Here is a 24,765-nt window from a genome sequence, read left to right on the forward strand (position 1 = left end):
CTTGGTCTACTACAAGCTGAGGTGTTTCTAATTTGATTGCAGCAGAATAGGTTGCGCGTTTTAACTTCGTCATTTTTTCACCCAAATTTGTATACTCAATAGCATAACATTTCTTTCTTAATGGGTGGCCAAATTAACTATGCCACTACATGTCAAAATTGGCGACATGATAAAGAACGTGTAATCGAATCCTACTTGTTTGCTAGAATTCCTTGGAAGAGTGAAGCTACAGCATGGCATACATTTTCATCGGAAAATAAAGAGTTTTTTTATGAACTAAGCACTGCGATAGGAGGAGAATCTTCTTTTATCTACAGTATCAGCAAACTACTTTGTGGTATTGGAGGTGAATTTTTAGATGATGGTATTTACTGGATAAGTAATGCCATTAAAGCCTTTGATATAGACTTAACACAAGACAAATCTGGAAATACATTATTTTATTTAGAAAGGTATATGAGAAAGTATTTATTCAAAAATCATGACAAAGTGAGACAAACCCCAAGCTTAAAAGCACAAGCAATGATAGTTCTAGACTTTTTAGTAGAACAATATTCCATTACTGGTTATCTCCTCAGGGAAGATATAGCTTAGAAAAAGCTACCCATACTTAAATATAAGGTGATTTTAGTAATAGACACGGCCACATTATGTGACCGTGTGAGCATCGCTGTTAAGTTAAGATTCCAACTTTGTCCTGTTGTTTCCATCTTTATTTAGACGTTTCCAACTTTATTCAGAATCTACAACAGAGTTAAAGATTAGGTCTCATCATTCTACAGTAACAGACTTAGCTAAGTTACGCGGTTGGTCAACATCGGTACCTTTAATTACTGCTACATAGTAAGACAGTAATTGCAGTGGAATGGTGTACACAATTGGTGCCAGTACATCGTCAACTTGATTGACGTTAATAACACGCATTGTCTCATCTGAGACAAACTCTGATGCTTTATCAGCGAATACGTAAATAATACCACCGCGTGCACGTACTTCTTCAACGTTTGATTTAAGCTTTTCCAGTAGTTCGTTATTTGGTGCAACAACAATGATTGGCATATCGGCATCAATAAGCGCTAATGGACCGTGTTTTAACTCACCTGCTGCATAGGCTTCAGCGTGAATATACGAGATCTCTTTTAGCTTGAGTGCACCTTCCATTGCGATTGGGTATTGATCACCACGACCTAAGAAAAGCGCATGGTGCTTATCTGCAAACTCTTCTGCTAGGTCTTCAATGCCTTCTGCAAGAGACAGTGACTCTTCAAGCTTGTTTGGCAGTGATTTAATAGCATTGACAATTTCTGCTTGTGGGTGACCTTTTTCTTGTGCAATAGATGCAACTAGCATAAGTAAGCCAACAAGCTGAGTAGTAAAGGCTTTGGTTGACGCAACACCAATTTCAGCACCGGCCTTAGTCATAAACGCAATATCTGATTCGCGCACTAGTGAGCTGCCAGGTACGTTACAAATTGTCATTGAACTCATGTAGCCCTGTTCTTTAGCTAGGCGTAGTGCAGCTAAGGTGTCGGCTGTTTCACCTGATTGTGAAATGGTTACGAGTAGGCTGTTTTCATGAATAAACGATTTGCGATAGCGAAACTCAGAGGCAATTTCAACATTACAGCTAACACCTGCGTATTGTTCTAACCAATAGCGCGCAACCATACCTGAGTGGTATGACGTACCGCAGGCAATAATTTGCACATGCTTTACTTGCTTGAAAATATCCGATGCCGTATCGCCAAATGCATCAACCGCGACTTTATCGCCATCAATACGAGCTTCTAGGGTGTTTCGTACAGCGACAGGCTGCTCGTAGATTTCTTTCAGCATGTAGTGACGGTACTCACCTTTGCCTGACGCATCTTGGGTGATGTTAGATTCAACCACGTCGCGTTCAACAGCGTTACCTTCGATATCGTAGATTTCAACTGAATCACGGGTGATACGGGCAACGTCGCCTTCTTCTAAAAAGATAAAGCTGCGCGTTACTGGCAGTAATGCGAGTTGGTCTGATGCAATAAAGTTTTCACCTAAACCTAAACCAATCACAAGTGGGCTACCAGAGCGAGCCACAATAATTTCATTTGGATTTTCTTTATCAAAAACCACTGTGCCGTAAGCACCTTCAAACTCTTTAACTGCCGCTTGCACTGATGCTAAAAGTGAATCATGGCTTTGACGTAGCTGGTGGATTTTATGCACCATCACTTCTGTATCGGTATCAGATAAAAACTCGTAACCGTCGCCTCGCAGCTGAGTACGCAGTTTTTCGTGGTTTTCAATAATACCGTTGTGCACAAGCGCAAGCTGCTGACTCGAAATATGCGGGTGTGCATTGGCTTCAGTCACGCTGCCATGAGTTGCCCAGCGGGTATGCGCGATACCTGTTGTGCCTTTTACATTCGCAGCCGTAAGTGCTGCATCGAGGTTTGCAACTTTACCTACTGCTTTAACAGTATTAAGTGCTTTATCGTTGTTGCCTAATGCAACACCAGCTGAATCGTAGCCACGGTATTCAAGGCGCTTTAGGCCTTCAATTAAAATTCGGTTAACTGGGCGTTCTGCCACAGCGCCAACAATGCCACACATAATAATCTCCTTAAATTGCACGGTATGTGAGCGTTAAATGGATTACAGGTTTGTTGTCGGAACCTGTAAATGCGTTACTTGGCGCAAATAACAGTAACTTGATGTTGTTCAATTGCCTGCTTAGTGTTGTCGTCTAAGCCATCATCCGTTACTAAATAATTCACTTGCTGCCACGGTATTTCTAAATTCGGTATTTTCTTACCAATCTTGTTTGATTCAACAAGCACAATTACTTCTCTTGCAGAATCAGCCATTACACGACTCAAACCGATCAATTCATTGAATGTAGTAGTACCCCTATCAATATCAATGCCATCGGCACCAATAAACAGTTGATCGAAGTCGTAAGAGCGCACAACATGCTCGGCAACTTGCCCCTGAAAGGATTCCGAGTGTGGATCCCAAGTGCCGCCAGGCATTAATAACGTTGGCTCATTTTCTAATGAAAGCAACCGGTTAGCGACGTTAATAGCGTTGGTCATGACGACTAAGCCGCGTTTGAGAGAAAGCTCAGGGATCATCGCTGCTGTAGTGCGGCCGCTATCAATAATAATACGGTTATGATCTTTAATGAGGTTGGCAGCGGCTTTTGCTATTTGCATTTTGCGAATTGGATCGAGCTTCTCATCGCTATTTGCAACGATCTCTTGCGGTAATGCCATTGCACCACCATAACGGCGCAGTAGTAGGCCGCTTTGCTCAAGCGCGGTTAGATCTTTACGAATCGTAACTTCTGACGTTGCAAATTGTTCAGCGAGCTGTTCAACGCTGACTTCACCAAGTTCATTTACTTGCTGCAAAATAGTATGGCGTCTTTGTTGGGTGTTACGTTTCGTCATTTTGTTAATAAGTTTCGTTTCGAAAGTTATGCTATTTTAATTGAAACTTGTTTTTAAGCAAGCGATTATTATTTCCGCAGGATCAAAAAGCCAGATAGCTATGCTGTAACAATTGGCAATATGTCCTTGTTGTAGTTGCTTTGTGATTTATTTATAGTGCATAAAGCGTACATAAAAACAACAAGATACAATGAGCGAAAAAGCAAAATCTAAAATCCATTTTTCTCAAGATAAGGTCAATTTATTCCTAGCGTTGTGCGCTATTATTATTTCAGCAGCGTCTTTTTATGCGACGTTTTTACAAGCGAATGCTGCTGAAAAGCAGGTAAAGGCAGCTACTTGGCCTTGGATGCAGTTTGTGTCTGGCAATGCCAATTTGGAAAAACGCAGTCAAGAGATTACCTTTACCTTAAAAAACTCAGGAGCAGGGCCAGCCCTTGTTAAGTACTTAAAATATAAATACAAAGATAAAGAATATTACGATGTTTATGACTTTATTACTGCATGTTGTTTTGACATTAAGGCCTATGAAACGGCGCTGCAAGAACTGCAAAAGAAGTCACCAAAGGTAAATTTCTTTAAAGAATTTGGCTGGATCACCACCTCATTTGCGCAAAACGCATTGGTGCCACCGGGGGACTCGCTTAATCTATTAGCATTTGAAAAAACCAAATATAACGAGAAATTTTGGCAAGTACTCGATAAAAAACGCTTTAAAGTAAAAATTGAGGTGTGTTACTGCTCATTACTTGAAAATTGTTATATCAGTAATGGCAAAGGTGATACGCAAGAAGTTGCAATGTGTCCTGCAATTGTCGAATCAAAATCCATCGTAAAAACCACACCCGTAGAAACAAAAAAAGCCGCAAATTAGCGGCTTTGTTAATGTTGTTGCTCTTAGCCTTTCTTTCGAGGGCGCTGCCAACCATCAATGTTGCGTTGTTTTGCGCGTGATACAGCTAGCTGCTGATCCGCAACATTGGCTGTAACTACTGAGCCTGCGCCAATGGTGGCTGTTTGACCTATTTCAACAGGTGCCACAAGCGAGCTGTTTGAACCAATAAACGCGTTATCGCCGATAATGGTTTTAGATTTGTTTACACCGTCGTAGTTGCAGGTGATGGTGCCTGCACCAATATTTACTTTTTCGCCAACTTCTGTATCGCCCAGGTAAGTTAGATGGTTAGCTTTAGAACCTTTACCTAAACGGGTTTTTTTCATTTCGACAAAGTTACCAATGTGCGAATCTTCTTCCATAATCGCACCTGGGCGAAGGCGTGCAAATGGGCCTAGCGTACATTTAGCTGCCACTTTTGCTTCTTCAACAATTGAGTTAGCTTTGATCACAACACCATCGCCAATTTCGCAGTCTTTTAGCACGCAGTTCGGGCCAATAACAACATCGTCGCCAAGTACTACTTTGCCTTCGAAAATGACGTTCACATCGATTTGTACGTCTTGACCTGTAGTTACTTCACCGCGTATATCAATACGTGCAGGGTCAGCTAAACTTGCACCATTTAGCATTAAATCTTCAGCTTGCCATGCTTGATAGGCGCGTTCTAATGTCGCTAGTTGTACGCGATTATTGGCACCTTCAACTTCCATTAAATCGCTTGGTTGGGCTGATGTAATTTCAACGCCATCAGTGTGCGCCATCGCTACGATATCAGTTAGGTAGTATTCGCCTTGTGCATTATTATTTGATAAGCGGCCTAACCAATCGCGTAACAAACCGCCGTTAACTGCCATAATACCTGAGTTAATTTCGGTGATTTTGAGTTGCTCTGGGTTGGCATCTTTTTGTTCAACAATACCTACAATACTGCCGTTTTTGCGTTCAATACGGCCATAACCTGTTGGGTCTTCTAAATCGACGGTTAAAATTGCAAGGCCTTTACTTGGTGTTACTTCAAGAAGTGCTTCAAGTGTTGATTTTTTGGTAAGCGGTACGTCGCCATAAAGAATTAATACGGTATCGTCATTGGCGATATACTCTTTTGCCTGCGCCACCGCGTGCCCCGTACCAAGTTGCTCAGCTTGTAATACCCAGTTCACATCGTTGTGCGCTAGGTGCTCTTGCAGTAATTCACCACCGTGGCCGTATACTAAATTAGTGGTTTTAGCGCCAAGCGATAATGCGTTATCAATAACGTGTTGCACCATAGGTTTATTGGCTACAGGGTGTAGGACTTTTGGAAGTTTTGAGCGCATGCGAGTGCCTTTGCCCGCAGCGAGAATTACAGTGGTTAGTGCCATTTATTTAATTTCCTTTTTTCACATCGATAACAACGCCACATGATATACGTTAAATAAACCCACTCCCTGTGCTGATTAAACTCAACTAAAAAAGCTGAGTACTTTTTCATGTTTGGTTGTCAAAACGGCGGATATTTTAACCTGTATTTATAGTTAGATAAAATGACAAAACACAATTAATTGCGAAAAGAAAAGCAAACAAGCACTTAGTATTAAGTGCTTGTTATATGAGGTGTGTAATTATTTCGTTAGATATACGAGAGGTAAATTACAAGGTTGGCTTAACAAATTTAAGCGTAAAACGGTTACTTTCACCAATGGCTAAGTATTTCGCCTTATCTTTATCGCCGAGTGCCAGAGTCGGTGGTAATGTCCAAACGCCTTTTTCGTATTGAGCTTGGTCAAGTGGGTTGGCATTAACATCTGAGCTTGCAACTAACTTAAAGCCTGCTTTTTTAGCGGCAGCTTCAACAACACTTTGTTTGATATAACCTGACTGACGAAACGCTTCAGCATCGAGGTTTTCAGGTAGTTTATGATCTACCACACCTAGCACACCACCAGGTTTAAGCGCTTTAAATGCAGAATCTAATGTAATTTGCATCATTTCATCACTTGTCATGTAAAAATTATGCAAGTTACGGAATGTTAGCACCATATCGGCACTGCCAGCTGGTGCCATTTCAGGGCTAAATTTAGGATGAAATTCGGTGATTTCAGTTTTGCTCAGCACAGGCGTATTTTTAATTTTTGCTTGATACTTAGGTAAGTGTTTATTGAAGTAACCTACATCTGTACCTGATGGGAAGTGCGCTGCAACAAACTTACCTTTTTCAGCCACGATAGGGGAGATAACTTCTGTATACCAGCCGCCTCCAGGCCAGATCTCAACCACTGTCATATCTTCAGTTAAACCGAAAAAGTTAAGTGTTTGTTGTGGGTTACGGAATTCGTCACGAGATTTGTTTTTATCGCTACGCACTTCGCTTTTTACAGCTTCTTGTAATGTGGTTGCGTGCACGGCGGTGATTGAACTTGCTGCAATTGCCGCTGTAATGGCTAGGTTTAGTATCGTTTTCATTTTTAGTCCCTAAATATAATTTATCAGTACAAGATAATCATAAAACTGTTGAATGTTTAAGCATTTTGCGAGCGAACTTGTTGCAAAATATTTCCAATTTGGTTGTTGATAGTTTTTTAATCGAATTTTTAAGTGGTTTTAACTCACGCAAACTAGCTAATTAAACGCTATTTTGTTTCAATTCATTACAGAATAAACGTGACAACAAGAAGACTCCCAGATGAAACAAATTTTAAAAACCTCACTTGCGATGGCAGTGGGCTTGGCGCTGTGTTCGCATGTAAGCGCTGAAGAAGCAAAAAAAGAAGAGAAAAAAGAGTGGCAAGTTGAAGCGCCACAAGGTGAATTTTTAGATGCAAACATCAAAGTACAGCAAGGTACTTGGATGAATGTAGATATCAGCCCTGATGGCAAAACTTTAGCATTCGACCTACTTGGTGATATTTACACAATGCCAATTTCAGGCGGTAAGGCAACCAAGTTAACGTCAGATATTCCATGGCAAATGCAACCACGCTTTAGCCCTGATGGTAAAAAAATCGCGTTTACCTCAGACCAAGGTGGTGGCGACAATATTTGGGTTATGAATATTGATGGTTCAGAGCAAGTTGCGGTAACCAACGAAACATTCCGTTTATTAAACAGCCCAGTGTGGAGCCCAGACGGTGACTTTATCGCTGCGCGTAAACATTTTACGGGCACACGTTCTCTTGGTGCTGGCGAAGTTTGGCTTTATCACAAAGCCGGTGGTAAGGGCGTTCAGCTAACTAAGCGCGCTAACGACCAAAAAGATCTTGGTGAGCCAGCATTTTCACCAGATGGCCGTTATGTTTATTTTTCGCAAGATGCGACACCAGGTAAAACATTCCACTATTCAAAAGATTCTGTTGCCGGCATTTATAAAATTAAACGCTACGATCGTGAAACAGGTGAAATAGAAAGCATTATTGAAGGCATGGGTGGTGCAATTCGTCCAACACCATCACCAGATGGTAAAAAGCTAGCGTATGTTAAGCGTGATGATTTCCAATCAAGCCTTTATGTATATGACTTTGCAACGGGCGAACATACCAAACTGTATGGTGCGCTTGAGCGTGATATGCAAGAAACATGGGCAATTCATGGTGTTTACACCTCGATTGCATGGACGCCAGATAACGAACAGCTGATCTTCTGGGCGGGTGGTAAAATTCATAAGCTGGATGTTGAAAGCAAAAAAGTAAGCGACATTCCATTTGAAGTAGAAACTAGCAAAAAACTACAAACAGCACTTCGTGTTGCTCAAAATCTTGATACCAAAGAATTTGACGTAAAAATGCTTCGCAATGTACAGGTTTCTCCTGATGGTGAGACTGCGATTTTTGAAGCGATGGGCCATATTTATAAGCGTGATTTAGAGTCTGGCCAAGTAAGACGTTTAACCAAACAAAACGATCATTTTGAATTCTTCCCATCATTCTCTCGTGATGGTAAGCGAATCGTGTATGCAACGTGGGACGATAGCGAACAAGGTACTATTCGCGTTGTTTCAACGCGTTCTGGTCGTGGTAAAGAAGTAGTTGAAACCAAAGGTAAATATGTTGAGCCAACGTTTAGCCCAAATGGCGAGACAGTGGTATATCGTAAAATTACAGGCGGTTCTATTTTAGATCCGAGTTATTCTGTAGAGCCTGGTATTTATGCGGTTAGCAGTAAAGGTGGTAAGGAAGAATTCATTACTAAAAATGGTATTCAACCACAATTTGGGGCTAAGAATGACCGTATTTATGTGATGCAAGCATGGCCTACACCTTCACTGTCAGTGGTAGAGCTAGAAACTAAAAAAGAGCGTAAACTTTACGAGTCTAAACATGCGACTGAATTCCGTGTATCACCAGATGGTAAATACTTGGCCTTTGCAGAGCGCTTTAAAGTATTTGTAACGCCTTTTGTTGAGCGCGGTAAAACCATCAATATTGGTCCAAAAGACAGCCAATTCCCAATTGAGCAGTTATCAGTACGTGCTGGTGAAAATATTAGCTGGAACACAGCAGCAGATAAGCTTTATTGGTCGCTTGGTCCTGAGCTTTATCATGCAGACCTAAACGGTGTGTTTGATATTGCTAAAGACGAGACAAAGTCGTTTAAAGTTGAAAACGGCCAAAATATCGGCTTTAAGCAAAAAATGGATGCGCCAAAAGGGGTAATTGCACTGACTGGCGCACGCATCATTACCATGAAAGGTGATGAAGTCATTGAAAATGGTGCTATCGTTACCGACGGTAAACACATTAAAGCAGTTGGCACTTTGGCGGATGTAACGGTGCCAAATGATGCATTAATTATTGAGATGAATGGCAAAACCATTATGCCTGGTTTAGTTGATGCCCATGCGCACGGCTCACAAGGTTCAAATGAAATTATCCCACAGCAAAACTGGGAAAACTTAGCGGGCCTTGCTTTTGGTGTTACGACAATTCATGACCCATCAAACGACACAACCGAAGTGTTTGCCGCGAGTGAAATGCAAAAAGCGGGTAAAATTGTGGCACCGCGTATCTTCTCAACGGGTACCATTTTATATGGTGCCAACATGCCGGGTTACACCAGCCATGTTGATAGCCTTGACGATGCTAAATTCCACATTGAGCGCCTGCAAAAAGTCGGTGCTATTAGTGTTAAATCATATAACCAACCGCGCCGAAATCAGCGCCAACAGGTCGTGCAGGCAGCGCGTGAATTAGGCATGATGGTGGTGCCAGAAGGTGGTTCATTACTTCAGCACAACCTAACCATGGTGGTTGATGGTCACACAGGGGTAGAGCACTCAATCCCTGTAGCAAATATTTATGATGATATAAAGCAGTTATGGAGCCAAACTAAGGTAGGCTACACGCCAACGCTAGGTGTAGCTTACGGGGGTATTTGGGGTGAAAACTACTGGTATGACAAAACAGATGTATGGGCGCATCCTATTCTGTCTAAGTATGTACCAAAGAATAAGTTGTTACCACGCTCAATGCGTCGTGTGAAAGCGCCGGATCATCACTATAACCACGTAAACAACGCGCGTGTTTCGAAAGAACTACAAGACTTAGGTGTGTTAGTGAATATTGGTGCACACGGTCAACGTGAAGGTTTAGCTGCTCATTGGGAAATGTGGATGTTCGCGCAAGGTGGTATGGCACCATTGGAAGTGATCCGCACTGCAACAATTGACCCTGCAACGCACTTTGGTTTAGATAAACACATTGGTTCACTTGAAGTGGGTAAACTTGCTGACTTAATGGTGATCGATGGCAACCCGTTAGAAAATATTCGCGATACTGATAAAGTAACGCATACCATGATCAACGGCCGTTTATTCGATACTGCAACGATGAACGAAGTGGGTAAGAAAAAACGCGAAAAGCTGTATTTTGAAAAATAAGCTTTAAGCAAATTGAATATTAAAAGGCTGAACTTAGGTTCAGCCTTTTTTATTGCGATATGGAAGAAGAAAGTAACTTTTTGATATAAATGCATCGTTGTTCTCTTTGGTAATGGCAAATTAAATGACTATAGTTGAGAAATAAGTTACATCGGCTAGCGGCTCTGAGTTGTTGAGAACTTAAAGCTTTATTTTTGTTTACGTTATCTAATGATGACCATCTAGCATTAGAAAAGTGTTGTGTGAAAATGAAAAATTTAGTGCGCATATTGTTTATTTTTATTTTCTTTAGCTGTGTATTTAGCTTTGCTAGCCACGCAAAAATGAAAGTGGTTTTTATTAATCCAGGCTCAGAATCTACCAATGATTCTGGGGATTTTTGGCCCAATGTAAACCGTTTTATGATGGCAGCAGCTGAAGACTTAAATGTACAACTGACATCATTTCATGCTGACCGAAACCATATTCTTATGAAGCAGCTAGTAAATCAGGCCATTTCATTAAAGCCTGATTACCTGATCTTAGTGAATGAAAAAGAAATGTTGCCGCATATGTTAAGTCAATTGGTGAATACCGATATAAAAGTGTTTTTACTGTTGAATAAACTCAGTCGCGATCAGCAAAAGGCTTTACCCAAACCACTTACTAATAAAATTATCGGTTGCTTGTCGCCAAATAATCAAGAGGTAGGAGAAAAGCTGGCTGAAACCTTGATTGCCAAAGCAAGTAAATTCAACAAGCCTCAGTTAAAAATGTATGCGTTACTCGGTGACTATAACACGCCTGCTGCTCAGGAACGCAAAAAAGGATTAAAACGGGCTTTGCTAAAACACCCAAGTGTCACCTTAATTGACTCCACAGTCGCAAATTGGTCTGAGCCCAGTGCCTTTGAAAAGACTTATGGTGTTCTATCAAGGTATCCAGCAGATATTATTTGGGCAGCTAATGATGCAATGGCTTTTGGTGCGATGGCGGCAATTAATAAACTAAAGCTTGTAGATAAAGTGGTGGTAGGGGGGATTAATTGGGATGTTCACCCAAAAGGTTATCAATTAAATATCTCTTATGGTGGTCACGTTACACTGGGTGCCAAAGCATTACTGATGCTGCATGATTATCATCAATTTCCAAAATTAGTTGGACCAATGAAACAGCGTTTAGCAATTTTTGAGTCTTCGGAGTCGAGTGTAAGAGAAGCGTTTGTTACTTTGTTAAGAAACCAACAGTTTCAAAAGTTCGACTTTACTCGCTTTAGTGCCGGTGCAGAAAAGCCTCTTGAATTTAATTTAGTCAATCTAGTGAGTACCATTCACTAGTTAAAATCAGTTATTAAGTAAAGAGGTCATAAGAGAGTGCCTTTGCCACAGCGCATCTATAAGTACAATTGCGCGTATATAATAGCGCTCAGCTTCATCTCAATTATGCTAATCAAAATTTTTGTTTCCTTTATTCATGGTTGATTGCTTGTTCATTCTAAAACCCCAGCTTACCCATCTTGATTGGAAAGATTATTGAGCGCACTTCAGCATTATTAATAAAAAAGGCCCAAATTGATTGAGCCTTGTGTGCTAGGGAACTTAGCTGTATGTGAACAACAGCTTAGGGTTTGTAGAATTTAGATTGCTTAGTAATTTGAATCTCTGGTGATTCAGTTGCCTGAACTTTAAAATCAATCTCAGAGACTTTTTGCTTTAAGTCATATGCATCAGCTGTCACGGTTACTGGAAACTGACTCATTTCTCCGGCTGCAATGATGATTTGCTGAGGTGCATTTAAAGTAAAGCGAGAATCTTCCAATAATGTCAGTGAATAGGTCAGAGTATTCTGGGTTTTATTGGTGATCTTAAGGGTGTAAGTATTTTCTGTTAGCCCTTCATAATTCACTCGGTAAAGTGCATTGCGATCACGTAAAATGCTTGCCTCAATTGGCACCCGTAAATTCATCCATATCAACATGGTAATAATTACAAGGCCTGTGAAGAGGCCATAACCGACAAGCTTTAAGCGGAATTTATCCGTTTTTTGACCTGCTAATTGGTGTTCGCTGGTATAGCTAATAAGGCCTTTTTCATAATTAAACTTCTCCATGGTTTCGTCGCATGCATCAATACATGCACCACAGTTAATGCATTCGTACTGTAGTCCGTTGCGAATATCGATACCTGCGGGGCATACTTCAACGCATAAATTACAGTCAACACAATCGCCTAAACCAAGCTGCTTAGGGTCATCTTTACGTTTACGACGACCACGAGATTCACCACGTTTATCATCATAGGCAACAACATAGGTGTCCTTATCAAACATTACTGCTTGGAAGCGTGAATATGGGCACATATAAATACACATTTTTTCTCTTAAAAAACCTGCATTGCCATAGGTACATACTGTAAATAAGCCAACCCAAAACATAACTAAGCCTGACCATTCAAGCGAAATTAGGTTGCCGTAAAGCTCTGTAACTGGAACAAAATAGCTTAAAAATGTGGTTGCAGTAAAAAATGAAATTGCACCCCAAATTAGGTGTTTAACAGTCTTTTTGCGAAATTTTTCGAATGACATTTTTGATTGATCAAGTTTGATACGCTTATTGCGATTGCCTTCCACTTTCTCTTCAACCCAAATAAACATCATCATCCATACCGTTTGCGGGCAGGTATAACCACACCAAACCCGGCCGAGCCAAGTGGTTACAAAAAACAGTGCGAATGCGCCTGCCATAAAAACCCACGCCAGCAAGGTAAAGTCTTGTGGAAACAAAGTAGTATTAAAAAAGCGGAATTGCTGCGAACCTATATCAAGCAGTATCGCTTGTTGGCCATGATAAGGAATAAACGGGATTAGAATAAACGCTAACATTAGTGCCCAACCAATATAGCGGCGCAATTGCTGGTATTTTCCTTTTTGTGATCTTACATAAATGGGCCCTTCTGTTTTATAGGGCTTAATAATCAGATCTTCTTCTTTGATATCAAACTTCATAGTGTTTCTCGACGGTAGATATTCGTAATGCTTACTACGCTAATAACAATAAGTATGCCAAGAGCTGTTGCTGCTTAAAGTGTTGATAATTAAGGTTTTATTTTTCTTTTGGTAAATGTGGTTTGCACGATATATCGCGTGTTCGCGATATATCGTGGTTTTTGCGATGTTTTTGTGGTGAATTACGATGAACGGATGAGTTGAGATTTAGATAAGCTGGACGCTAAACTGATTAACCAGCGTCCATTTTTTGTGCGTAATAGGGCTAATTCAGCCAGTTAGTTTCTTGAAATGCCAAGTTTTTTCATTTTTGAACGTAAAGTACTTTCGGGAAGATCTAGTAACTTAGCTGCACCATTTGCTCCACCAATTTTCCCTGCACATTGTTCTAGCACTTGTTCAATATACGACTTTTCCATTTCGGCAAGTGTCAGCTGAGCAAAATTACTCGCGTCTAAACTCGCTTGGAAGTCGTGTTTAATTTGAATCAGTGAGGTTTGGCTTAAAATGACTTCGCGCTCTAATACATTTTGCAGTTCACGAATATTGCCAGGCCAATGATAGGTAGCAAGGCGTTTTAAACTTGCTTTGCTAATACCCTTGATAGGTTTACCAAGTTTGCGCGCAAGCTCCGCAATGATGTTTTGGCATAGCAGAGGTAAATCATCAAAGCGTTCACGAAGTGCGGGCATGGTAAGTGGAAATACATTAAGGCGATAATATAAATCCATACGGAACTCGCCTTGTTGTACCATTTTTAATAAGTCTTTATTGGTTGCAGCAATGACACGAATATCAACTTTTAGGGTTTGATTGCCACCAACGCGCTCAAATTCTTGTTCTTGTAGCACACGTAATAGTTTGCTTTGTGCTTCTAAGCTTAGCTCGCCAACTTCATCTAAAAACAATGTGCCTTTATCTGCTAGTTCAAAGCGTCCTTTACGGCGTTCAGTCGCGCCGGTAAAGGCGCCTTTTTCATGGCCAAATAATTCGCTTTCAAGCAGGCTAGGAGTAAACGCTGCACAATTTACTTTTACTAAGGTATTGTGAGCACGCTTGCTAAGGCGGTGAATATTACGTGCAATCAGTTCTTTACCTGTGCCGTTCTCACCTAAAATCAATACGGTACTGTCGGTTTTACTGACCAAGCTCACTTGATCAAGTAATTGCTTAAAACGTGGGCTTTGCCCAACTAAGCCAGAGTCGCTCCAATTTTCATCTATTTCACTTTGTAGGTAAGTATTTTCGGCTTGTAATTGCTCTGATAAGGCTTGCACTTGTGCCAACGCTTCTCGCAGCGCACGATCACTTTCTTGTTGCTTGGTTACATCGCGGAAAATTGCCACTGCACCAATGATTTTTCCGGCTTTATATACCGGCGTTGAGGTGTATTCTACAGGGAAGCTAGAACCATCTTTACGCCAAAATACCTCATGGCTAATATTGCGTTCTTGGCCATCTTGCATGGTCGCGTAAATATTACATTCGTGGGCTGGGTAAGGGCTGCCATCGGCATGGCTATGATGATGATATTGGTGGATTTTCTCACCAAGTAATTCACCTGCTTGCCAGCCAGTCATGCGTTCAGCTGCTGGGTTGATAAACACCGCTTTACCTTCTAAATCAAAACCATAAATGCCTTCACCCACGGCGTTTAACAACAGCTCTGAATCGGCGAGCAAGTGCTTTAGATTATCCATAAATTACAACCCTCGATATTTCGAGGGTTAATTGTGCCAAGCTTAATGCCAAATTGCCAGTAAGCAATAACCGTCATTTAAATGATAAGTGGCAATATAAAATGACGAGTGATCTGTTTCTTCCTATTCAAGACCGTAAAATACTGACAATTATAAGAAAAAGCAGGACGTAATATGACACAGCCGATGATATGTGTTGAACAGGTAAGTAAAGAATACAGCTCAACAAAAGCTGTTAATCAATTAAGCTTTTCAGTCAATAAAGGCGAAATTTTTGCCTTGTTAGGACCAAATGGTGCAGGTAAATCGTCACTTGTGCGTATGTTAGTAGGCTTTACTAAACCCGATAGCGGAAAAATATCTATTCAATTAGGCAACCGCTATTTAAGTGAAATTCCAGCAAATAAGCTTGGCTATTTACCAGAAGACCGTGGACTTTATGGTGAAAAAACACTGCTGCAGAATCTTCATTACTTTGCTGCATTGCATGGGGTTAGTAAGCAAGATGCAAAACAAACAATAGATTACTGGCTGCAACGATTTGATTTATTAGGCCGTGAAAAAGAGCCGCTTAAGTCACTCTCGAAAGGTAATCAGCAGAAAATACAGCTCATCACTGCAATATTACACAACCCAGAAATTGTTATTTTAGATGAACCTTTCTCAGGGCTAGATCCAATAAACCAAGAAAAAGTAGTGCAGTTTTTAGCTGAGCTGAGACAGCAAGGCATGACAGTTATTTTAAGTGCGCACCAAATGGCCATGGTAGAAAAAATGGCAGATAGAATGCTGCTAATGAATAAAGGTGAAGCCGTTCTATATGGCACTTTGGATGCGATTAGAACTCATATTGGTGGTGCTTTAGAGTTGGAAGTTGGCTTTGCGGGCGAACTCAATGCTGAGGCATTGCAGGTACACTTTGGCCAGTTTAATTATCGCTTAAACAAGCAGTGCACCTTGGTTGTTAGCCTTGAACATAAGTCGCAAGTAAATGAGGTACTAGCAAGGCTGCCTAAACTTGGTCAAGTGATACACATTTCTAGCCGCAATATGGATTTACACCAAATGTATTTAAAGGCGATTGAATCGCATCAAAGTAGTGCATTATCAAAGGAGAATAATCATGAATAACCAAGTAATGCACGTTGCCAAATGGGAGTTTATGCACTTTTTTAAGTGGAAGCAGGAAATCATCAGCAAGTTAATTATGGTCGCAATTGCGCTAGTGGTGTTTTTTTGGCAATCGGCTGCTAATTTTACAACCAGTGATTATCGCATTGCTGTGGCTGCTGGTAGCGAATTTGAAATGGTACTTGAGGGGTATGTTTTTACAAATACCAACGAAAACCAAGAGACTTTGCATGATGCCTTAAAAGCAGGGGACTTGGATGCAATTTTATTAATTGATGAATCGCAAAGCCCTGTGAGTATTGGTGTTATCAGCAAAGGAAAAATGGCATGGCAACAAACATTGCAAAATGCGTTAAAACAGCACTATGCAAGCAAAGTTAGTGAACAATTATCGCTTTCATCACAACAAATGGCGTTGCTGAATAACCCTATAACGCTTACAACGGTATACCTTGACCAAAATATTAAAAGCGAAGAAAACCATTCTACATCAACAGCTGTTGGCGTATTAGTGTTGCTTTCGGTGGGAATATTTATGTCGTTTGCACAGGTTTTTGTATCAATCACAGGTGAAAAGCAACAGCGTGTAACTGAGCAGCTTTACGCTACTATGAGCGCACAAACTTGGGTTGATGGCAAAGTTTTAGGGCAAGTATTATTGGCACTTAAAGCAATGTTAAGCACCGTTATTTCGGTATTGCTAGGGATTGCATTTATGCAAGTGATTATTCAAGGGCAAACACTCGATTTATCTTTTATTGATTGGGCTTTATTGCCTTGGGTATTAGCTTTCGCATTATTAGGCCTTTACTTTTGTACTGCATTTATGGCAGCAATAGCAGCAGCAATTGATGACCCTAATCACAGTGGTAAATCATCGTTTATGATGATCCCATTAATTCCAATGATTTTGGCGTTTGTATTAATGGATAGCCCAAGCGGCTGGGTAATGACGTTCTTAAGTTATTTTCCGCTAACTGCGTTTGCTGTTATGCCAGTGAAAATGGCATTGGTTGATGTGGCTATTTGGCAGCCGATTTTATCGCTGATCCTCACTCTTGTACTGTGTGTTTATATGCGACGTGTTGCAGGGCGCTTGTTTAAAATGGGCATGGTGATGTATGGCAAAGAGCCAAGCTTTAGACAAATGTTGGGATGGGGAATAACTGAGCGCTAGTGACATGGCTAATGCTAAGTTGAGATTATCTTTTCATTTACTAATAAACCTGTGGGCTCATTTCGATTTATGATTGCTTTAGCTTTCAATTGAGTTCGCAGTCAAGGCAAAGTTATTCAAGTGAACTACAATTTAGCATAAGTGCCATTGTTATGAAAAAACAAGTATGCGAATAATTATCATTTCAATCTTTGTTTTTTTGGGGAGCTTGCCGCAAAATTTGTTTGCGAAACATGATTCATTATCACTTGGCTTAATCGAAAAGTATCCTCCATTTAGCTATGAGGAGCTTGATGTTCCTTGTGGAATATACGTTAGACAGTTAAGAGCTATTAGTGAAAAATTAGGAATCACCCTTTCGTATGAATTTTTGCCCTTACAACAAGCATTAAGAAAAACTAAGAATGGGCATTTAGACGGGATAGTGGGAGTTGTCTATAGAAGCGAGAGAGCCGTTTTTCTCGATTATTTATTAAACGCCCCACTAGGTGAAGTCACCGTTTCTTTATACACACTTCATAGGAAATACAATTTAGATGAACTGATAAAAGAAAAGGCTATAATGGCTGCAAAATCTGGCTTTTTCCTTAGTGATGATTTACATCAACTTTTAAGAACAAAAAAAATAGATTTATATCGGTTTTCTGATATTGCTTCGGTAATTGAATTGATGAAAAAGGGGCGTATTCAAGGGATTATTCATACTGATTCTGAGGTTGACTTAAAAAGCTCAAATAGCATTGAGTTGTATAAAAGTAATGAAATTTTATCTTCAGAGGCTACTTATTTATCATTTTCAAAGCACATTAGATTAGAAAAGGAAATGTTGGTATCAAAAATTAAAAACTTACTCACAAATAATCCCTCTCTTATTAAAGGACTGAAAGATGAGTGCTCTTAATTTTTCAGTAATTTCATTTGGCTCATTAAGCAATCTGCTCATAAATAACAGGGTTTTTTAAAAAAGTTTGGATGAATTTTTGAGCTAAATCAAATTTTAACTCAGCTGTGGTTTGGTTAATAAGTAAACTTGATTTATGTCAATTCTCAACTGAAAAACAAGCGCATACTCTCTTTCAAGCAACCGATTTATCTCGCATTTATAGAAGGAGTTTCGTTATGAGAAATGTGCAAAAATCAGAAATTATTGTAACCGTCATTGCAGTCTTAGCATTAGTTGTTACAGTGGTCGGTCACCTAGCGGGTGCTAGCATTGCTAACTCAAGTTCATTTGGCATTATTGCAGCACCGGTACCATTAGTACTCTTTATTATTGCATTTGCAGCGTACAAATATGCTGCATCTCATGACGAAGATTCGAGTCATTAATTGATAAATACAGATTGCCCCCGATTAGTTTTACTTTACTTGCGACAAAGGCAGCGTTAGCTGCCTTTTTTCATTTAACTCTGTGTGCTAATTGGGTTTAATACAAATAAGCGTTTAGCATCCAAACAAGCTTTTCTTGCTCTTTTATGTAATCACTCATTAGTGAAGCAGTTCCTTCGTCGTCGGCATCGCCAGCGAGTGAAAGTAAGCTTCGTTGTGCTGTGATAAGCTCACTGAAACCTGACAATAAATTGCTAATTGCGTCACGGCCTGCGCTGATATTTTTTGCTTCAGAAATCTTGCTGTTATTAAGGTAATCAGAAAAGCCGTGTAACGGCTCACCACCCAAGGTTAAAATACGCTCTGCGATTTCATCTACTTTAAGTAGTAAGTCATTATAGATTTCTTCAAATTTTGCATGTAATTCAAAGAAGTTTTCACCTTTAATATTCCAGTGAAAGCCACGGGCATTCATATATTGAATTTGGTAGCTACTTAATAAGGCATTTAGTTCTGCAACTAATTTATGTGTGATGTCTCTGTCTAATCCAATAATTGAAACGTTTTTCATAACCCACCTCGTGTTCAAAATAATAGTAACTTGTTTCGATGAGATGATTATCGAGTAACTTGATGATTGTTTAAATCACTTAAATTAGATTGGAGTGTTCTGTTTTTGTGATGATAAAATGGATTCGATGTAATCCATTACTTTATGTGAATAAATTAAACTGGTGTGGCTTAAATGAAAGACTTTATGTTCAGCCATGCCGTGCAGAGTTGTTTCATCAAGTAACACGGTACCGTCAGATTGGCTGTTCTTTTTGATTAACGGCATTAAGCCAAGAGGTAGGTCGCCTGCAATACTATAAAGCTTGGCATTAAAGGGCCAATCATGATTTTCGGAAAGCAAAAATTCGACACTGTTCTTTAAGAATAATTCGAAGCCTTTCTCTTTCATGTGTTTTGCAATTGCCGCGCCTTTATGAGGGGTACCAAGGGTAATCACTTTTTTCACATTTACGGCTTGTTGACTATTCGCTTCAAGGTAAGCGCGTGCAATTAACCCTCCCATCGAGTGGCAAACAAATGCAGTGCTTTCACCGTCAATAAATTCGTCTATTTGTTGAAATATACTTTCTTTATTGGGCGATAAGCTCTGGTAGCTTAAATTTAGCGTTTTAAAGCCAAGCTTTGTAATGCGCTTACTGAGCGGCAACATCACAAAGCCCGACATATATAACCCATGCAGAATAACAACTTTTTTAATCGTCATTGGTGGCCAGTTTATAAAATGGTGATCGGCTCAATTAGCACTGAATCGGTTTCGTTACTGACCCAGACTTGACCGTCTTGTACAGTAACTGAAAGTTGCATATGCCTTGCTGCCAAAGGAATAAGTTGTTGTGATTGCTCAAACGGAATACTAAATACGCGCAAATTAGGGTGTTGAAAAAACTTACCTTGGTGTTTCTCCAGCCATACTTTTTGATCGCCATCGCCATAGGTATATAAAATGGCTTGTTTCGATTGGTTGCAGGCTTTCTTTAAACGCTTTTCATCCGGTAGGCCAAGATCTATCCATAATTCAATGTCATCGGTGAGTGACTTTTCCCATATTTCGGGTTCATCGTCAGCACACAGACCCTTGGTGAAACTCAGTGTATCAGAGGCATTTAATGCAAATGCCAAAATGCGTAACATCAAACGATGCTCATTTTCAGAAGGGTGCTGTGCAATCGTTAAATTGTAATCACCGTAGTGGTGTCTATCCATGTCGCTCAGGTTTAACGAGAGCTTATGTACTAAAGCCTTTAACGCCATAATTATTATTTATATAAGAAAGATTACTGCTATTGTAACTGAATATAGTTAAAATACGCGTACTTTCATGCTTTGGAGAAAATAAATGGCAATTCAGTGGTTTCCTGGTCATATGAATAAGGCGCGTAATGAGATTAAAGAAATCATGCCGCAAATGGACGTGATTATCGAAGTGCTGGATGCGCGTATTCCTTACAGTAGTGAAAACCCTATGGTTGGCGACCTACGTGGTGATAAACCCGTTATTAAAATCTTAAACAAAGCTGACCTCGCCGATCCTGAAATGACCAAAGCGTGGATGACTTACCTAGAGCGTGAAGATGGAGTTAAAACCTTACCTCTTGATAACAACAAATCGAGCGAAGTGTATTTAATCAACGAATTATGTAAAAAGTTAGTGCCTCATAAAGTGGGAGCTGATAAGCAAATTAAAGCGATGATTATGGGCATTCCTAATGTTGGAAAATCAACATTAATTAATACACTTGCTGGCCGTGTAGTAGCCAAAACGGGTAATGAACCAGCAGTGACTAAAGCACAGCAAAAAATCCGTTTAGAAGACGGTATTATGTTGTACGACACTCCAGGTATGTTGTGGCCAAAGGTTGAAAATGAACATTCAGGCTACCGTTTAGCTGCAACGGGTGCTATTCGTGATACAGCGATTAACTATGAAGAAGTGGCGAGTTATACTGCAGAGTATTTATTGAGTGCGTATCCTGAATTATTAAAATCGCGCTATAAAATGAATGAGTTGCCAGAACAAGATTGGGAATTTATTGAACAAGCTGGTCGTAAACGTGGTTGTATTCGTTCGGGAAATCAGGTTGATACCCATAAAATGTCTGAAATCTTAATCAATGAACTACGCGATGCTGTAATTGGCCGTATTTCAATGGAAACACCTGAAATGCGTGAAGAAGAAGAAATTATAGTTGCAGAACTTCGTGCCCAGGCAGAAGCCAAAAAACAAGCTCGTGAAGATGAGAAAAAAGCCCGCCGCGCTCGCGCGCGTAAAAACCGTCGTTAATATTTTTGATGATAATAAAAAAGGCCTCTGTCAGAGGCCTTTTGGTTTCATATCTACCGTCACCGATATGAGCAATGTAGCAAGTAATTCGTATAAATTGGCTACTAGCAACGTAACTTCAGGGGCGCGAAGCGCTGTTGCTAGTAGCCGTAGCCTGTTAATTCACTATTAAAAAGCTACTAGGGTCGAGAAACACAAAGAAGAGTGAGTGCGTGTACTGCTTCCTTGTTGAGATTGATTATCAATTAGATCTAAAAAACTGTCAACACCTTTTTGAGAATAATTCTCATTATTTTTAGTGCGCTCTTTCTATTGTCGCTTATCTTATTGATATTATACGTTTTAATGAGGATGTTTATTTTTCTAATGCGTGCTTTCATCGGTTGTTTCTGAGATGGGTAAAAGATTTTTGTGAGAAAAACTGCTTTATATAAATTTTTGCTGGTTACCCTCTTTGTAATAAAAGTGAAACCAAATGCATTTAAACTTACCGTTAATAATTCGCTGCTAAACGAACTATTTCCCTTAGGTTATTTAGCCGACACTGCTTTTAAGCATGGTCGGCTTTTTTATGCGTGATGCTTCTATTTAAATTTCACGGTTTTAGTGCTTCGGGTGTAACTGCGAGATTTTGGCGCTGTCCATTCACCTTGTTTAAAGTAACTAGTGCTGACGATAATTTTATCGTTTGTTAATTTACTTGATGATTTTACTTTAGTGATACCTTCTTTATTACCTGTTACATCCTCAAAGGCAACAAACTCATTTTCAGCAGTGATTTCAAGTTCGCCTTGAGTATAAAACCCCGCGGTTGTGAAGTAGTAAAACACCAGTTTTTGTTTTTTATTGTCCCAAAAAATCAGTGATTCACCACCGTATGCGCCGTCATTAATTGAGTGCAGGGTGCGCAATGTTGTGCCATTTAGCGCACTTTCCCAGTGGCATACATCAACCGCGCCATTACTAAAGGTAGATTCCCATGTGCCTAAGTAAGGTTCGAAAATTTTTAGCTTTTCGTCTAATGCATTAACATGGCTGGCGAAGGTTTGTAGTAACAAACAGATGCCGATAACAAGTCGTCTTTTCATTGGGGTTCTCTTTCATTTTATTGTTAGTGAGTAATTCTGTGTTTATGGCTTTTTTGATAACACAGCTAAAATTTTGTTGTTTGTTAAGCTTAGTGAAAACGTGGCAAAAGAAAAGCCCTAACATTGGTTAGGGCTTTGGTATGCCTTATGGCATAAGCAAGTAATTATTGCAGAAAATAAAGCTCTTTAAAGAGCCTTAAAACGAATAGCAACACCGCCGCCTGCAGCCATTTTCAAGCTGAGTTCGTCTTTGCTAGACACCGTTTTGCTATAAATCGCCATTTCGTAAGGTTTGTCGACCCAATTTGCGTTTTCGCCATCGCTGTACACTTGGGCAATGTATTTGCGATTAGGGTCAAGAAAATTAAGGTTAATTTTCTCAGTACGTACATTTTCATCGGTTACGGCACCTAAGTACCAGTCATCTGAATGCTTATCTTGTCGCGCAAATACGATAAATTCGCCTACTTCGCCAGCAATCGCTTTACTCTCTTGCCAGTCTGTCGGTACATCTTTAATAAATTGAAATGCTTCAGGCTTGGCAAGGTAATTACGTGGTAAATCGGCCGCCATTTGAATTGGGCTATAAAGCACAACATACAGTGCTAACTGTTTTGCCAATGTGGTTTGAGGACGATTAGTGTCGCTACCTAAACCATTAAACGATAAATCAAAGATGCCTGGGGTGAAATCCATTGGGCCTGACAGCATGCGGGTAAAAGCTAATGTTGGCACATGACTTGGTGGGTTTGGTGGTGTGCCCCACGCATTGTACTCTTGACCACGGGCACCTTCACGAGAAATCCAATTTGGGTAAGTGCGGCGCAAACCGGTGTCTTTAATAGGCTCGTGGGTATTAATGCTAATTTTATGTTTTGCAGCAAGTGTTACGTTGGCTAAGTAGTCGTTCACCATAAATTGACCATCGTGCCACTCGCGATGAACTTGGCCGTTTGTATCAACACGTTTAATATTGCTGCCATCAGCTACATAGCCGGTTTTAACTTGGCTAACACCGTACTTTTGATAAAGCGCAAAGGCATCTTCCATTTGATTTCTGTAGTTACTCACATTGCCGGATGTTTCGTGGTGTCCAACAATCGCCACACCTTTATCTTTGGCATAGTGTGCCAGTTCAGCAAAGTTAAAATCAGGGTAGGCTTTGGTAAAATTAAATACATCACCGTTGTGAAACCAATCACCATCCCAGCCAATATTCCAACCCTCGACTAACACACCTTTAAAGCCATTTTGTGCAGCAAAGTCGATATATTCTTTAGTGAGCTTTGTGGTAGCACCATGTTTTTCCCCGCTGCCCCAGGTGTTTTCGCCAATATGCATACCCCACCAAATACCTACGTATTTGCTTGGTTCAACCCAATCAACATTACCTAATTTATTTGGCTCATTGAGATTTAGAATTAAGTCTGAGTTAGCTAAGCCAACCGCAGAGTCACTAATTTGAATAGTGCGCCAAGGTGTTGTAAAACCGTCAGTGGTTTTAACTAACGTGCCATCACTCCAAGGCGTTAAATCAGCGTTAAACTGACCATCACGACCTTGTTTCAGTGTCATTGCAGCAAAGTCGACTAAGGCCGCTTCATGAATGCTAATATGGATATTATCATTGCGTTTAAAGGTTACTGGCGTATGCACATGACGTGCTAAATTAAGCGGTGTTTTGTTGTAAACATACTCATAGCGGTTCCATTCGCGCGCTGGGATCCACCAAGATGTTGTCGTGTTTGCATCTGAAAGGTTGAATTGGGTTAGTTCTTTACTGATTTCTGCGTATTTATAACCCTGATCTTCAGCTAATTGGTAACGAAAGCCAATGCCATCATCAAATACTTTAAAGGTGACATTAAAAGTAGCGTTTTGTTGTTTAAACGTTATTGCCAATTGGTTGTGATTATCGCGCACATTGTGGCGTTCTCCCCAAGGCTGCTGCCAAGTCTCATCATGTGATGATATGTTTGAATTTACAATCTCAGCATTATGGCCCAGCGCTGTATGCTCTCGAAATGTAAAGCCCAAGGTTGATGGCATGATGATGGTGTTTTTATTAAGTGTAACTTGGTATGTTGGCAGTTCAGCATCATCACTGACGACAACTTTTAACTGTTGATTTGGCGAATTTACCGAAACGGTTTTCGCCTGCAGACACGGCGTAAGCAGAAGCAGGAAAAGTGCTTTTTTCATTTTTGTATCACTTGTTGTCAATGTGGGGATAACAAGAGTAAAAGGTTGGCAAAAATGACACCAGCGCTTGCAAACGTATTCAATAATGCAAAAAGCCCTCGAAGAGGGCTTTAAATTTT

Annotated in this window: 20 protein-coding genes; 9 read left to right on the plus strand and 11 right to left on the minus strand. The window is 40.2% G+C overall.

Features of this window, described 5'->3' with window-relative positions; all coding sequences use genetic code 11:
- Positions 1-120: 120 nt before the first annotated feature.
- Complete coding sequence (locus tag ABYD77_RS01300; RefSeq protein WP_372766236.1) at positions 121-594, plus strand: hypothetical protein; 474 nt, start codon at positions 121-123, stop codon at positions 592-594.
- A gap of 177 nt (positions 595-771) precedes the next feature.
- Here the strand turns inward: ABYD77_RS01300 and glmS are convergent, their stop codons facing one another.
- Both glmS and ABYD77_RS01310 read right to left on the minus strand, forming a co-directional pair.
- Positions 772-2,595, minus strand: coding sequence for a glutamine--fructose-6-phosphate transaminase (isomerizing) (gene glmS, locus ABYD77_RS01305; RefSeq protein WP_372766238.1), 1,824 nt, complete (start codon positions 2,593-2,595; stop codon positions 772-774).
- 74 nt (positions 2,596-2,669) lie between these two features.
- The gene (locus ABYD77_RS01310) at positions 2,670-3,434 is read right to left on the minus strand and encodes a DeoR/GlpR family DNA-binding transcription regulator (protein WP_372766240.1); all 765 of its coding nucleotides are present in this window, start codon (positions 3,432-3,434) and stop codon (positions 2,670-2,672) included.
- 190 nt (positions 3,435-3,624) lie between these two features.
- Here ABYD77_RS01310 and ABYD77_RS01315 point away from each other — a divergent pair, with 190 nt between their 5' ends.
- Positions 3,625-4,308, plus strand: coding sequence for a hypothetical protein (locus tag ABYD77_RS01315; protein WP_372766242.1), 684 nt, complete (start codon positions 3,625-3,627; stop codon positions 4,306-4,308).
- A 23-nt stretch (positions 4,309-4,331) separates the two neighbouring features.
- On the opposite strand, the gene glmU is transcribed toward ABYD77_RS01315, so the two are convergent.
- The gene (gene glmU, locus ABYD77_RS01320; RefSeq protein ID WP_372766244.1) at positions 4,332-5,693 is read right to left on the minus strand and encodes a bifunctional UDP-N-acetylglucosamine diphosphorylase/glucosamine-1-phosphate N-acetyltransferase GlmU; all 1,362 of its coding nucleotides are present in this window, start codon (positions 5,691-5,693) and stop codon (positions 4,332-4,334) included.
- Between the two features lie 268 nt (positions 5,694-5,961).
- Positions 5,962-6,774: a class I SAM-dependent methyltransferase gene (locus ABYD77_RS01325; RefSeq protein ID WP_372766246.1), complete on the minus strand. Its 813-nt coding sequence runs from the start codon at positions 6,772-6,774 to the stop codon at positions 5,962-5,964.
- Positions 6,775-6,994: 220 nt separating this feature from the next.
- On the opposite strand from ABYD77_RS01325, the gene ABYD77_RS01330 reads away from it, so the two are divergent.
- Complete coding sequence (locus ABYD77_RS01330; RefSeq protein WP_372766248.1) at positions 6,995-10,183, plus strand: amidohydrolase family protein; 3,189 nt, start codon at positions 6,995-6,997, stop codon at positions 10,181-10,183.
- Positions 10,184-10,431: 248 nt separating this feature from the next.
- Positions 10,432-11,499, plus strand: coding sequence for an ABC transporter substrate-binding protein (locus tag ABYD77_RS01335; RefSeq protein WP_372766250.1), 1,068 nt, complete (start codon positions 10,432-10,434; stop codon positions 11,497-11,499).
- A gap of 283 nt (positions 11,500-11,782) precedes the next feature.
- On the opposite strand, the gene ccoG is transcribed toward ABYD77_RS01335, so the two are convergent.
- Positions 11,783-13,165 (minus strand): cytochrome c oxidase accessory protein CcoG, encoded by a 1,383-nt coding sequence (ccoG, locus tag ABYD77_RS01340; protein ID WP_372766252.1) that lies wholly within the window; start codon positions 13,163-13,165, stop codon positions 11,783-11,785.
- Positions 13,166-13,443: 278 nt separating this feature from the next.
- Positions 13,444-14,865, minus strand: a complete 1,422-nt coding sequence (locus ABYD77_RS01345; protein ID WP_372766254.1) for a sigma-54 interaction domain-containing protein — start codon at positions 14,863-14,865, stop codon at positions 13,444-13,446.
- A 174-nt stretch (positions 14,866-15,039) separates the two neighbouring features.
- Here ABYD77_RS01345 and ABYD77_RS01350 point away from each other — a divergent pair, with 174 nt between their 5' ends.
- The 4 genes from ABYD77_RS01350 to ABYD77_RS01365 all read left to right on the plus strand — a co-directional run bounded on the left by ABYD77_RS01350 (position 15,040) and on the right by ABYD77_RS01365 (position 18,502).
- Positions 15,040-15,996 (plus strand): ABC transporter ATP-binding protein, encoded by a 957-nt coding sequence (locus ABYD77_RS01350; RefSeq protein ID WP_372766256.1) that lies wholly within the window; start codon positions 15,040-15,042, stop codon positions 15,994-15,996.
- Positions 15,989-17,173 carry an ABC transporter permease gene (locus ABYD77_RS01355; RefSeq protein WP_372766258.1) on the plus strand — a complete coding sequence of 395 codons (1,185 nt, stop codon included), beginning with the start codon at positions 15,989-15,991 and terminating at the stop codon, positions 17,171-17,173. The genes ABYD77_RS01350 and ABYD77_RS01355 overlap by 8 nt, the downstream gene beginning before the upstream one ends.
- Positions 17,174-17,339: 166 nt before the next feature.
- Positions 17,340-18,074 carry a substrate-binding periplasmic protein gene (locus ABYD77_RS01360; RefSeq protein ID WP_372766260.1) on the plus strand — a complete coding sequence of 245 codons (735 nt, stop codon included), beginning with the start codon at positions 17,340-17,342 and terminating at the stop codon, positions 18,072-18,074.
- 218 nt (positions 18,075-18,292) lie between these two features.
- Positions 18,293-18,502: a hypothetical protein gene (locus ABYD77_RS01365; protein ID WP_372766262.1), complete on the plus strand. Its 210-nt coding sequence runs from the start codon at positions 18,293-18,295 to the stop codon at positions 18,500-18,502.
- A gap of 97 nt (positions 18,503-18,599) precedes the next feature.
- On the opposite strand, the gene ABYD77_RS01370 is transcribed toward ABYD77_RS01365, so the two are convergent.
- From ABYD77_RS01370 to ABYD77_RS01380, 3 genes are all read right to left on the minus strand, one after another.
- Positions 18,600-19,073 (minus strand): Dps family protein, encoded by a 474-nt coding sequence (locus ABYD77_RS01370; protein ID WP_372766264.1) that lies wholly within the window; start codon positions 19,071-19,073, stop codon positions 18,600-18,602.
- Positions 19,074-19,157: 84 nt separating this feature from the next.
- Entirely contained in the window at positions 19,158-19,778 is a 621-nt protein-coding gene (locus tag ABYD77_RS01375) for an alpha/beta hydrolase (protein ID WP_372766266.1), read from the minus strand.
- Between the two features lie 11 nt (positions 19,779-19,789).
- Positions 19,790-20,326, minus strand: coding sequence for a YaeQ family protein (locus ABYD77_RS01380; RefSeq protein WP_372766268.1), 537 nt, complete (start codon positions 20,324-20,326; stop codon positions 19,790-19,792).
- A gap of 85 nt (positions 20,327-20,411) precedes the next feature.
- Here ABYD77_RS01380 and ylqF point away from each other — a divergent pair, with 85 nt between their 5' ends.
- Complete coding sequence (gene ylqF, locus ABYD77_RS01385; protein ID WP_372766270.1) at positions 20,412-21,356, plus strand: ribosome biogenesis GTPase YlqF; 945 nt, start codon at positions 20,412-20,414, stop codon at positions 21,354-21,356.
- A gap of 584 nt (positions 21,357-21,940) precedes the next feature.
- Here the strand turns inward: ylqF and ABYD77_RS01390 are convergent.
- Positions 21,941-22,444 carry a hypothetical protein gene (locus ABYD77_RS01390; protein WP_372766272.1) on the minus strand — a complete coding sequence of 168 codons (504 nt, stop codon included), beginning with the start codon at positions 22,442-22,444 and terminating at the stop codon, positions 21,941-21,943.
- Between the two features lie 186 nt (positions 22,445-22,630).
- The gene (locus ABYD77_RS01395) at positions 22,631-24,646 is read right to left on the minus strand and encodes a glycoside hydrolase family 97 protein (protein ID WP_372766274.1); all 2,016 of its coding nucleotides are present in this window, start codon (positions 24,644-24,646) and stop codon (positions 22,631-22,633) included.
- Positions 24,647-24,765 lie beyond the last annotated feature (119 nt).

The sequence above is a fragment of the Pseudoalteromonas sp. genome (assembly GCF_041629635.1).
GTDB lineage: Bacteria > Pseudomonadota > Gammaproteobacteria > Enterobacterales > Alteromonadaceae > Pseudoalteromonas.

Coding starts and splice junctions, on each gene's coding strand:
- ABYD77_RS01330 (WP_372766248.1), top strand. CDS start 6,995: ATGAAACAAATTTTAAAAACCTCACTTGCGATGGCAGTGGGCTTGGCG.
- ylqF (WP_372766270.1), top strand. CDS start 20,412: ATGGCAATTCAGTGGTTTCCTGGTCATATGAATAAGGCGCGTAATGAG.
- ABYD77_RS01350 (WP_372766256.1), top strand. CDS start 15,040: ATGACACAGCCGATGATATGTGTTGAACAGGTAAGTAAAGAATACAGC.
- ABYD77_RS01310 (WP_372766240.1), bottom strand. CDS start 3,434: ATGACGAAACGTAACACCCAACAAAGACGCCATACTATTTTGCAGCAA.
- ABYD77_RS01300 (WP_372766236.1), top strand. CDS start 121: ATGGGTGGCCAAATTAACTATGCCACTACATGTCAAAATTGGCGACAT.
- ABYD77_RS01325 (WP_372766246.1), bottom strand. CDS start 6,774: ATGAAAACGATACTAAACCTAGCCATTACAGCGGCAATTGCAGCAAGT.
- ABYD77_RS01390 (WP_372766272.1), bottom strand. CDS start 22,444: ATGAAAAGACGACTTGTTATCGGCATCTGTTTGTTACTACAAACCTTC.
- ccoG (WP_372766252.1), bottom strand. CDS start 13,165: ATGAAGTTTGATATCAAAGAAGAAGATCTGATTATTAAGCCCTATAAA.
- ABYD77_RS01380 (WP_372766268.1), bottom strand. CDS start 20,326: ATGGCGTTAAAGGCTTTAGTACATAAGCTCTCGTTAAACCTGAGCGAC.
- ABYD77_RS01345 (WP_372766254.1), bottom strand. CDS start 14,865: ATGGATAATCTAAAGCACTTGCTCGCCGATTCAGAGCTGTTGTTAAAC.
- glmU (WP_372766244.1), bottom strand. CDS start 5,693: ATGGCACTAACCACTGTAATTCTCGCTGCGGGCAAAGGCACTCGCATG.
- ABYD77_RS01370 (WP_372766264.1), bottom strand. CDS start 19,073: ATGAAAAACGTTTCAATTATTGGATTAGACAGAGACATCACACATAAA.
- ABYD77_RS01360 (WP_372766260.1), top strand. CDS start 17,340: ATGCGAATAATTATCATTTCAATCTTTGTTTTTTTGGGGAGCTTGCCG.
- glmS (WP_372766238.1), bottom strand. CDS start 2,595: ATGTGTGGCATTGTTGGCGCTGTGGCAGAACGCCCAGTTAACCGAATT.
- ABYD77_RS01355 (WP_372766258.1), top strand. CDS start 15,989: ATGAATAACCAAGTAATGCACGTTGCCAAATGGGAGTTTATGCACTTT.
- ABYD77_RS01375 (WP_372766266.1), bottom strand. CDS start 19,778: ATGACGATTAAAAAAGTTGTTATTCTGCATGGGTTATATATGTCGGGC.
- ABYD77_RS01315 (WP_372766242.1), top strand. CDS start 3,625: ATGAGCGAAAAAGCAAAATCTAAAATCCATTTTTCTCAAGATAAGGTC.
- ABYD77_RS01395 (WP_372766274.1), bottom strand. CDS start 24,646: ATGAAAAAAGCACTTTTCCTGCTTCTGCTTACGCCGTGTCTGCAGGCG.
- ABYD77_RS01365 (WP_372766262.1), top strand. CDS start 18,293: ATGAGAAATGTGCAAAAATCAGAAATTATTGTAACCGTCATTGCAGTC.
- ABYD77_RS01335 (WP_372766250.1), top strand. CDS start 10,432: ATGAAAAATTTAGTGCGCATATTGTTTATTTTTATTTTCTTTAGCTGT.